Source organism: Bacteroides sp. MSK.18.37 (assembly GCF_019129155.2).
GTDB classification, from domain to species: domain Bacteria; phylum Bacteroidota; class Bacteroidia; order Bacteroidales; family Bacteroidaceae; genus Bacteroides; species Bacteroides ovatus.
In genome coordinates this window covers 19,922-30,658 of sequence record NZ_JAHOIB020000004.1, presented here as the reverse complement: position 1 = coordinate 30,658, position 10,737 = coordinate 19,922, and the positions used below count along the sequence as shown (strand labels likewise).

Sequence of the window (10,737 nt, the reverse complement as noted above, 5' to 3'; positions counted from 1 at the left end):
CCTTGTTCCATCCTTCTTGCAGCTTCAGCCTTCATATTGTTTGGTAGGTTTAATCCCTCTATAGCATCCGAATCGAAAACAGTAAAAGAAACAGGACTTATGTATTTCCCATATCTAATATTTTCCACAGATATTTTTAATCTGCTACTACCAACAGAAGCGTTTCCATAGAAAATAGTGTTTGCTGGAATTTCTATACCACCAACCAAAAGAGGCTCCAATAAACGCATCTTGACAGCACTACCACTTACTATGGTCTGGTCTCCATATATGGCCGCTTTTATAAGATTGGTTTTCTTTGGTATAGAAAATTGAGAACGTCTTTTACGCTTACCATTCTCTACAATGAATCTGGATTGTACTGTATCTTCAGATACCGGTTGCACAACTTCTTTCACTTCTTCTTCTTTTACTTTCGGAAGAATTTCTTTCGGTTCTGACTGAGCCATATATTTTTTTCGCATTTCATCCCGGAATTTTGCGTTTTCTTCCAGCTCTTTTCTTATCCTTTCTTCCTTTTGTGCATCCTTGACAATTTGGTCGAAAGTTTCCTGGTCCTCGATTTCGCTCAACTGCTGACGCATCTTCGCAGAAAAACCACCTTTATTTCCGTCTGTGTATTCGCTTGTAACCTCAGATAATGGGTCTTTCTTCATTTTTTCAATCCTACTCTTCATTTTCTCTTCTTCAGAAGATTGCATATCGAAATAGAAGTCACTACCCTTTACCTTAGATTCTTCCAGTTCTCGTTTTCTTCTTTCGTTCTCTTCCTTTTCTTTTTTGTATGCATCCAGTTTGTTTTCAATCTTCTTTTCCCCTTCAGATTCAGGTTCCAAGATAGACTGGTTAACTTCTTCAGCTTCTTTTACGGATTGAGTGTTTTTACCGAAGAAAACGATAAAAAACAAGATACCTAACACCAATGGGACAAGCATTAGCAGCTTGTTTTTATCTTTTAATAGGTCCTTAAAACTTGCCATAGTATTAATCATTTAATTGTTCTTCAGCTTCTGTTATTTCTCTCGGTTCGGAATATCTGACTTCCCAACTGTCTATTTTAACCCCATGTGAGTTTTCAGCAGAACGGGAAACATCGTATAATGTGAACTTTGCGGATATATCACGAGCAATACTACCTTTAGCACGATAGCCTGTCTGCGTAAATAGTATTTCTCCAGATACCGGTATTGTTTGCATATCTATATGTAAATCCTTAATAATTATCCCATACCTTAAATTCTTTTGAATCAAAGAATTTAGCATGTTCACATCATTATATTCATTGACTAATATTTTCCCTTGATTTCCTATAAGATGCAGAGCTTCTTCAATATTCCTTTCATAAGTGCTTTCATCAAAAGAATACCAGAGATTCACGAATCTTTTTACATGGTCCTCATATTCATACTTTCGCATGTCAACAGCATTAATGGAAGTCGCACTATAGACCTGTCCGGAGGTATCGAAAACAAGTGCTTTTGTCAGAACTGAATCTATCTTATTTGATAAATAGATAGATGAAACTACAAATGCAATCCCCATTATCAAGCAACATATAGCAGACACTAATACAGTCATTTTGAAAGCATAGTCTACTGTTTTGAATTTCATTAAATCCATTTTACTACTCCTTTCTTTTTATCATTTTTCTGCTATTGTACTCTTTCCTAGAGAAGCAGCAGAGGATATATTTGTAGCACCCGAAGCAAGTGCTTTACCGGCAAATGCCATCGTTGCAGCAGTTGTTACAATCGAAACGGTTTTAGATATGATTCTACCAGCATCACCATGACCTACAATCTTACTAGCCAGCCAGAAGCAACAACAATAGGAACCGATTATTGCCAAGTCCATTCCTAAATACTGTTGCTGTTTCGTCACTTCATCAGCGAGGTTGAAAGAATCCGCATTATAAACGTTCTTGAAAGTGAACCACATTATTTGATTCAGAATATTGATAACGGTAAATACCATTCCTACAGAACACAATGTACCAAACCAGTTGGCCAGTTGTTTTTGGAAAACCGGCAGGATGCTGACAGCGAAAACAAACGGGCCCAGAATCACAAGTATTTTAACGATAACAACACCAATACCCAGTATAATCACCTGTATGGCCGCAACCAACAGAGCGGATATAGCATGTATCACCATTGCCACGAAATTAGCCGGATTAAGCAGGGTAAGGATTTTTTTCAATGTAGATGCAGATTCATCAACACGATTATCCTGTTCCATATTGGTTAACTCTTTTTGTTTTGCACCTTCAGGGTCCGCACCAGCATTTACTTCTGATTGCAAAGAGGTTTTTTCATATTCTACTATCATTTGCTGCTGGTCTGAAGCTGACTTTTCCATAAAATCTGCAAATTCCTGCGCACGGTCTGAAGTCAGGGATGTAGCCTCATTAATGACTTCCAACGTTCCAACGATTGTTTTTGCTATGGGCGTGTACAATGATAGGCAGAACATAAGAGCAAAACATCGAGCAATTTCCATCAAGTCCGGAAACTTGTTTTCGTCCGGTGTTAGTAATTGGCTAGCACCATGATACAGATAGTTATATGCCATGTTACAGATAAAACAAATAACCGCAACACCGAGAGCTATCACGGTCATTTGGGCCGTTAACTCCATCGTAAGGGAATCAGTAATTTCTAACCCCCACAAAAAAACATCTTGTCCGTTCATAACACTTTACACATTAGTTTGTATATCGGGTAAATGCAGCTAGTTTACCACTATAGTAAGTTTTGCCTGTATGATTATTTACAGATTCTTTAATAATTTCAGTTCGTACAATCTCGTTAAACTCTTTCATTTCTTTGGATGCAGCTTCTAACGCCTCTCTTACATCAGCAACGAAGGATATACGCCCTTCTGAGTTCATACTGAAAAAATCGGCTACTGTCGCAACCTTGAACAATAGGTCTGTACTGAGATTCAGATTTACGGTCACCTGTTGGAAATTCAGAAATTTCAAACAGTGATAATGTCCCCCAATATTCATATAGAACTGATAGTCGCTACTTAGACAAGCAACATCATCCAGTAAGTCCGCCAACTCAACTAAAGACTGTAGCTGATTCAGTTTTTCAATCTTCTGGAGTCCTTCACGCAATTTCTGAGCATCTACCATTTCATTAACTTGTTCAATCCATTTTTTAACGTTGGTCGCCCATTCAGCGGCATTCATTCCCATATGTGCCGGGTCGTTAACTACCCATTGTGCATTTGCTTTCTGTGAGAATGAGCAACATAAAGCCAGCGCAAAGAAAATTGTCAATATCTTATTCTTCATACTTTTATAAGTTTAGTTATAAAATAAATGCCATTGTAAATACTAATGCTACCAACCATGCAATCAAATAGGTTTTAGCATTTTCCTTTTTCGTAGCTAGAGCCCATACAACAAAAACCAACGATACTCCAAGCATTGCAGCAGCAATAGGACCAGCTACATTATTTGAAGTCGTACCAAAGTCTGTGGCCCAAGAATTTATTTCAGTCAATCCTTCAGTTGCATCATCCATATTGTTTTCTCCTTTCTTCTAATAGCCTGTTTATAGCTGCGTATGTCGAACCGGTTTCTTCAAATAATTGCTTTAGCCGGACAACCGTTTTCTGTCTTGAATCGAAAGCAGCAGCAGCGAACGGTGAAACTTCATTTCTAAATACGAAAGGATTATTACCCAGTTTGATAAAAAACTCCTTCCACTTTGTTGTATTATCATCTACCATACGGGTTTGAAGCGAATCTATCATATTGATTTCATCCTCTGATATAGATAAGACATCACGCAAATTAGGTAACTCCATTCTATAGCTTGAATGGTCCAGTATTATTTTTGTATCACAGTTGATAAGAATTGAGTCCTTAATTTGTGGGGGACAATTCTTCAGGAACAAAACATTTTGTGCGGCAATCGTGATAGCACCATCCTTTTTACGAAAAGTACGGTACAAGTAAGCGATAAAATCTCCGAACTTACTATCATTCAAGAAATCAAGTGCTTCATCGATAATCAGCTCCTTGTTAACGCCTTCACGCTTCTTAATCTTATCAATAACCATTTGAAGAGTAATGATTACAACAAGAGGAAAGTATTCCTTTTTAGCTGCATCTTCCATATCAAATGCAATCAAATCATCATTGATAATATCTACATTCTCTTTTGCATTCAGTAGGAAACTTAGTTCTCCTTCCGTGTAAGGTTCCAAAAGTAAAACGACTTCTTCTATCTCAAACTTGCGTTTTTCGTATTCAGACATTTTCTCGGCAAACACATTTTGTAAGAACTTCCGGTATTCTATCATGTTCGGGAAAATACGCTCACTGGTTCCATCAACAGATGAATTATTAACGTATTCATAAAAGGCAATAACGGACTTTCTCAGAATGGCCGCTTCTGAAGGCTCCATAGCATTGTTCCTTTTCCAGATATACGATAAAATCGTACAGATTGTTTTTATCAAGTCCTCGGCTGATTCTTGGTCTGATTTATCAATGTAAATATATCTGCCGGTTTTATCTCTGTCACACAAGAACGGATTGAAGGCAAACTGTTTTTGATTCGTAGAATCAAAATACTTTCCACGGTTTAGATTTATCATTGAACGATACGAACCACCAATATCGATAATTGTTATATCGTTACCCAGTTCATAAGACTGGTAGATATAATTGTTCAGCCAGAAGGACTTTCCGGAACCGGACGGCCCAATAACAATCTTATTTCTGTTGTTCAAAGCCTTATTATCCCACAGATTAATCAATACAGGATTTCCAAAACGGTCATTATACAAATGACCTTTCATATCAGAAAGGTAAGTACTGTCTTTTTGCAAATAGCAAACAGCCTGCTTTGTCGTATTTACAAACCCTCTGTAATTTGCACGAGCATTACCCGGAATATTTGCGAAAAACAGATTGCATAATTCTGCATTTTCAACGTAACAAGAACTCTGATTCATGAAACTGAATCCTTGTTGTATCAAGGATATTTTACGAATAAGAGAAGAACGGTCAGAATCATTAACTATCACATTAAATGCTGTATATGCAGTCTGATAGTCAAATCTAGTTATCTCATCACAAAACTCTTCCTGCTCACGCTGTTTGTCGGCAGCCGGAGGATAGAAGTTTGTCAGATAGTTAAGTCCGTTTTTTTCAGCTTTGATGGCCGTTACCGTAGAATCCGTATCTGTTATCTCTATCACTACATTAACTACATGGTCAAATGGTAGCCCCAATCCTACAGGATATAGCATTGAACACTTACTTCTAATGTTCTCCGGCAGTTCAACATTCGTACCAAAAGACCTTGATTTACCAGTGTTGGGAACATTAAGCTCATACAAGTTTTCTCCTTCTACTGTTAAAGACAACATAGCAACGTATTCTTTGCCAACCTTCATGTCTCCAGCCGGGGTTACCATTATCGGACTGACAGATTCTTTTGTTGCATCTTCTGTGGGCTTAGCGTATGAGACATTCAGAAAGTCAAAGACCGCATTGTTCAAATCCTTACTATCCATCTTTTTAATTTCAAATTGAGTTATTGACGATAACCCATTTTCAAAGTTCAAGATGAAAGGTTCTATATCTTCCAATCTTTTTTCATAGTCTTTATATGGTTGTTTAAATGGATAGTTGAATTTCCTCAATAATGAGGTGTTAGAAGAGTTTTTACGTACAGTTTTCTTCAGGTTTGTATCAGCAAAAGTTATATACAAATTTGTATAACTATTAATAACCTGTTTATCCCTGAAATACTTCAGACTCTCGGCCTTCAGGGGATTTATGGAAAATTCGTCACTTTCGTATTGACCTACATAATAGAAGCATTGCTGATGAACAATCGTTCCGGCTGGCAGCATCTTGAACAATCCTTCCAAACGTTCATGGATATATTTCGCATCATCTTCTGAAAGTGTAAATACTTCCGGAAGAAACATTCTATATCCTATGGTCATATCTCCATTCCCGTTTATAATCACGTTATCCGTAATTGTCTGTATAGGCATAACAGAAGATAAATCAACAGCTTTATCAGAAACGAGAATTTCAGAAGGACGCATAAAAAGCAAGGTCAACAGAATAACGATACCGCACAGAATTAAGGCAGATATAATTATTGTCGTCATTTCTTCTTCATTATAAAATTAAAAACCTTATGTTTATCTACAATCTTCTTAGGTGTAGCTGATTTGATAGATAAACTCGACAAGTAGTTAGGATTTCCAGCTTTATGTTCTCGCTTTAGATTCTTAAACAGAACACCAGAACCGAAAAATATAGCTCCCATAACAGATATTACAATAATCGGATGTACATGCTTAAATACAAAGACGATTATTATCAAAGCATTTGCTAACATAAATAGACCAAACTGTCCTGAAGAAAGTCCAAAGAACCGGATTGGTCTATTTATTTTTCTCATAGTTCTCATTATATTATCAGGAATGCAACCATAATAACTGCAACCGCAATAATCCAGCCAAGCAAGTATTCTTTCGCATGGGGATTATTAGTCGCAAGTGCATATATCACGAATATAAGAGCAACACCAAGAACCGCACCAAGAACATATTTAGCGATATTCAAAATCGTTGTAGAACCTTCCTCTGCTTTGGATTCAACATCAGCAAGACTACTGATTTTGATTGAGCTTGTTTGTGCATCAGCGATTTCTGGAACAAGAACAAACGTAAACAGGAACAAACCCAGAATCATAAATAAACGTTTGTGATTAGATACAAAATCAAACGACTGTCTTAAATAATACATCATACTGTTTAAATTTAATTTGTTATACATATGGTTAATTAAATCATCACACATCAATACTAGCAAGACTAGAGAATGCTATATCATCGAATTTTAAGAAAACAGGTGTTTCTTCCGAAAGTACCTGTTTAGTGGCTTGTGGTACCTCTCCTGAATAATAGTAAGTACGATTTGATATATACATATCTGCGATTTCTTTTATAAGCTCTTCATCATCCGAAATATCTTTTTCAAAAACTACCATTATTTGCGGGGCTTGTGGTACACTTTGAGAAGTTTCCTGTTTATCATGTATCAGAGGATGGATTTCCTTTTCCTTTTTTTTACTTTCGGAAAAATATCTTTTCCAGAATACCAATAACAGAAAGAGAGCAATTACAACAAAGACTAAATCAATCATAGATAGACCTAGAAACAAAGGCATTATATCAGCGACCATATCAAAAAATATATTACCAGTGCGACGATGTATGTTATAATCGCATTCTTAGCATTTTCGTGCCGTGTAATTATTTTTTTGAGTACAGCCAATCCTGCACAGACGAAACCGACACCAATCAATAAAGCTCCAGTTTCTTTGAACAGATTTATTAATGCACTGACATCAGCGGCTAGTAACATCATAATCAATAAAGCAGAACTTTTACACCAACATTCCAAACCGTATTCCATTTGCTGATGTCAGAAAATGGACTCCAATATTGTTTCACTCTTCCGAGGATGGCTATTCTTCCTGATATGAAGTATTCTAATTCAGCTTCAAGTTTCGGACCAAGAATATAATCATACTTATCTTTATCTTCTTTATAAGATTCAACGCCTGTAAATACGCCTAGTCCTAAATTGAAATAAAGCGAAGAAAGATTTGTGGCAACAGTCTTATAATAGGCACCATCAATATAGTAGTCTCTTGCCTTTCTTTCGCTTATCTGTTCCGGTGATACGTTTGGAATAGAATAATCAAACTTCTTTTCAAAGTAGTTTAATCCTATCTTCCAATAGGTCGTTCTTGTTCTATACTTGGAAATAGACAAATTCATACTATTTCCGTTATCTCCAAAAATGTTCTGCCCATAGTTAAACTCTAAGGCCGACACACCGGCATAATGCCTTTGTGCATAGATACTATGTGTACATGCACATAGTACCAGTAATAGTGTTAATTTTAAAATTCTCATATTCAGTTTAAAAAAACGTTCGTTTTGTTGAACTGAATAATAATTCCTTTATGCTTGACTAGACACACACTATTTTTGCCGGAAAAAATGAAATATGGCTATGCACGCGTATCTACTCCAGACCAAAGTCTAAGTCTCCAGCTTGACGCATTACGTCTGTATGGTGTAGATAGTATATGTGAAGAAAAAATTTCGGGAAAGAGAAAGTCTAAACCTGTATTAGATAGATTAATAGATAAGCTAAAATCAGGAGACCAACTTGTTGTGTGGAAACTAGACCGGCTAGGAAGAAGAACTTGCGAACTCATGTTACTTCAAGAATCACTGGAGAAACGAAACATCGCTCTGGTCAGCTTAACAGAACACCTTGATACTTCTAGTCCAATCGGGAAGTTTGCTTTTCACATCCTATGCTGTGTGGCTGAAATGGAAAGGAATATTATTTCCGAACGTACAATCGCCGGCCTTAATTCCGCAAGAGCAAAAGGCCGAATTGGCGGCCGTCCATCAGGACTAAGTGAAGCTGCAAAGAGGAAAGCTAAAAAAGCGAAAAATGAATACTATATCTATCTCAAAAATAAAGATATGACCATCGATGATGTTTGTAGAAAGGTAGGTATATCCAGAGCTACCTTATACAAATATATAAAGATGGAAGGTATCACTATTAACAAAAGTATAGATAATGCTTCCGGGAATTAGCTTATAAAAAAGCAAATTTTAAATTGTTTGCGAAACTGGTACAAATATACTATCTTTGACAAAAAATTAAAATTATGAGCAAATATCTAGTAGACATCCAGAATAAGCGTTTTGTTTCCGGAGAAAATATGTTTCATACGGTAAAGAACAAGGAGACTGTTTCATCACTTTTATATAAGTACAAGAAAAGGAATATTATCACAAAAATACGCAGGAACGTATATCTGCCTACAAATCCAGTTGATGGTTTTGTAGACGAAAACAAGTATGAAATAGGATGTTGTTCTGTTCCGGACTCTTACATTGCCTACCATTCTGCTATGGAATATTACGGTTTGCAGAATCAGGTTTTCAACCGGATATATATATCTGCCCCTAAACGTTTCCGGCCATTTGAATTTGACTTTGTAGAATACATGTATGCTCCTGACAAGTTCAGGACTGGTATTATAAAGGACCCGGAAAAGAATATATATGTAACAGAAATCGAGCGTACAATAATTGACTGTATCGACCGGCTAGACCTTGCTGGAGGTATCGAAGAACTTTTCTATAACATTGAATTGATAGACTCTGTAGAAGAAAACAAACTACTCTCCTACTTGTCATTGTATGATAAACAGGTTCTCTATCAGAAATCAGGTTTTATACTTTCTGCATTCAAGAAACAGCTGAAGTTAAGTGATAAGTTTTTTTCCGAATGTAAGAAAATGACAGGAAAGAGTATTCGTTATCTTACAGATAAATATGAGTCAAAGACATACGTTCCGGATTGGAAGATATATGTTCCGCAATTTATTTTGAGTTTAACCCAATAATACTATTGATATGAATCCATTGGATGTTACACGGTCGTATATTAACGAGAAAGCAAAAGAAAGAGGTTTCCAGCGAGATACATTAGAAAAAGTGGTACGCCTCTACTACGTACTGAAAGACATGTCTGAAATTCCACTTTTAAGGGACAATCTGGCCCTGAAAGGTGGAACAGCCATCAATCTTGCCTATTTCAATCTGCCCCGACTATCTGTCGATATAGATATGGATTTTACAAGAAGCGGAAAAATGGAGGACCTACGTCCCATCAGGAATGAGATAAAGGAGAATTTATTTGATTTGTTGCAATCGCAAGGATATACTATCGGAAAATTAGGTAAAGAACTTCACACATTAGACCAATGGACTTTCAACTATAATAGTGTGGCCGGGAATAATGACCACATAAAAATAGAATTGAACTATGGTATCAGGAACCACATTCTGCCGATAACAGAAAGAGATATACAACTGAATATTGTCAGTGACTCTGGAATACGGATACCGACTCTACACCCCATCGAACTGTTTGCTACCAAAATAAATGCACTCATAGAGAGGTCAGCAGTCCGGGATTTGTTCGATGTCTATTCACTCTCAAAATCCAATATGCTTTCAAGTCCTGAAGAACGGGATATGCTCAAAAAAGGTATTGTGTTCTATCAGACAATCGGAGTTGAAGGTACTTCCAAAAAAGAAATCGACCTTTCTAAAATTATGGAAGTTTCGCCTTCTAAGATAAAGAGCCAGTTAATCCCATTACTTCCTGCCGGACAGAAGTTCTTCCCCATCGATGCAGCGAAGGAAAACACGACCCAATTTCTGAAATCAGTCCTCACCCTATCCCCTAAAGAACGGGAATATCTGGAAACCTTCAGTAAAGGGTCTTATAAGCCAGAGCTTCTTTTTGAGGATAGAGCAATCCTTCAGCGTGTAGAAAATCATCCTATGGCTATATGGAAAATCGGACAAATGGCCAAAAGTGCCGAACAGTCAAAAGAGGTAGAATTTTCTGAAGCTGCAAAAAGGAGTGATTTTACCAGACTGGCCGGGCTGAAAGCTGAAGGTTACTCCCCCAGTCCTGAAGTCTTGAAGCAGCTGAAATCATCTGTTCCTGTACAGGCCATGATAGCTGTGCAGAAGATTTTCGGTCTGCCTATGGAGTCAAAAGGGCTTGACAGTATAAAGTTGGCCCAAGGCAATAACAAAGAGCCATTAAAAGATAAAAGTAACGAACTAAATATATAAAGC

The 10,737-nt window shown here is 36.9% G+C and carries 13 protein-coding genes; 3 read left to right on the top strand and 10 right to left on the bottom strand.

Translation table 11 applies throughout. The features are described from left to right. The 10 genes from traM to KSX81_RS28995 form a co-directional block, all read right to left on the bottom strand. On the bottom strand, positions 1 to 980 hold a 980-nt coding region (traM, locus tag KSX81_RS29040), incomplete at its 3' end, for a conjugative transposon protein TraM (RefSeq protein ID WP_332058951.1). Positions 981 to 984: 4 nt separating this feature from the next. Beyond that, the gene (locus tag KSX81_RS29035; RefSeq protein WP_217726048.1) at positions 985 to 1,620 is read right to left on the bottom strand and encodes a hypothetical protein; all 636 of its coding nucleotides are present in this window, start codon (positions 1,618 to 1,620) and stop codon (positions 985 to 987) included. A 21-nt stretch (positions 1,621 to 1,641) separates the two neighbouring features. After that, a complete protein-coding gene (locus tag KSX81_RS29030; RefSeq protein ID WP_217726049.1) occupies positions 1,642 to 2,691 on the bottom strand; it encodes a hypothetical protein in 1,050 nt (349 codons plus the stop codon). A 13-nt stretch (positions 2,692 to 2,704) separates the two neighbouring features. Beyond that, positions 2,705 to 3,301 carry a DUF4141 domain-containing protein gene (locus KSX81_RS29025; RefSeq protein ID WP_217726050.1) on the bottom strand — a complete coding sequence of 199 codons (597 nt, stop codon included), beginning with the start codon at positions 3,299 to 3,301 and terminating at the stop codon, positions 2,705 to 2,707. Positions 3,302 to 3,317: 16 nt separating this feature from the next. Then, a complete protein-coding gene (locus KSX81_RS29020) occupies positions 3,318 to 3,533 on the bottom strand; it encodes a hypothetical protein (protein WP_217726051.1) in 216 nt (71 codons plus the stop codon). Continuing rightward, positions 3,526 to 6,147, bottom strand: coding sequence for a TraG family conjugative transposon ATPase (locus KSX81_RS29015; RefSeq protein WP_217726052.1), 2,622 nt, complete (start codon positions 6,145 to 6,147; stop codon positions 3,526 to 3,528). The genes KSX81_RS29020 and KSX81_RS29015 overlap by 8 nt, the downstream gene beginning before the upstream one ends. After that, entirely contained in the window at positions 6,144 to 6,443 is a 300-nt protein-coding gene (locus tag KSX81_RS29010; protein WP_254884257.1) for a hypothetical protein, read from the bottom strand. Before KSX81_RS29010 ends, KSX81_RS29015 begins: the two co-directional genes overlap by 4 nt. Positions 6,444 to 6,451: 8 nt before the next feature. Further along, positions 6,452 to 6,793: a hypothetical protein gene (locus KSX81_RS29005; RefSeq protein ID WP_217726054.1), complete on the bottom strand. Its 342-nt coding sequence runs from the start codon at positions 6,791 to 6,793 to the stop codon at positions 6,452 to 6,454. A gap of 43 nt (positions 6,794 to 6,836) precedes the next feature. Further along, positions 6,837 to 7,229, bottom strand: a complete 393-nt coding sequence (locus KSX81_RS29000) for a hypothetical protein (RefSeq protein WP_217726055.1) — start codon at positions 7,227 to 7,229, stop codon at positions 6,837 to 6,839. A 187-nt stretch (positions 7,230 to 7,416) separates the two neighbouring features. Further along, entirely contained in the window at positions 7,417 to 7,968 is a 552-nt protein-coding gene (locus tag KSX81_RS28995) for a conjugal transfer protein TraO (protein ID WP_217726056.1), read from the bottom strand. A gap of 87 nt (positions 7,969 to 8,055) precedes the next feature. On the opposite strand from KSX81_RS28995, the gene KSX81_RS28990 reads away from it, so the two are divergent. The 3 genes from KSX81_RS28990 to KSX81_RS28980 all read left to right on the top strand — a co-directional run bounded on the left by KSX81_RS28990 (position 8,056) and on the right by KSX81_RS28980 (position 10,734). Continuing rightward, positions 8,056 to 8,670, top strand: coding sequence for a recombinase family protein (locus tag KSX81_RS28990; RefSeq protein ID WP_217726057.1), 615 nt, complete (start codon positions 8,056 to 8,058; stop codon positions 8,668 to 8,670). 74 nt (positions 8,671 to 8,744) lie between these two features. Next, positions 8,745 to 9,488 carry a hypothetical protein gene (locus KSX81_RS28985; protein ID WP_217726058.1) on the top strand — a complete coding sequence of 248 codons (744 nt, stop codon included), beginning with the start codon at positions 8,745 to 8,747 and terminating at the stop codon, positions 9,486 to 9,488. 10 nt (positions 9,489 to 9,498) lie between these two features. Beyond that, positions 9,499 to 10,734, top strand: coding sequence for a nucleotidyl transferase AbiEii/AbiGii toxin family protein (locus KSX81_RS28980; RefSeq protein WP_217727133.1), 1,236 nt, complete (start codon positions 9,499 to 9,501; stop codon positions 10,732 to 10,734). Positions 10,735 to 10,737 lie beyond the last annotated feature (3 nt).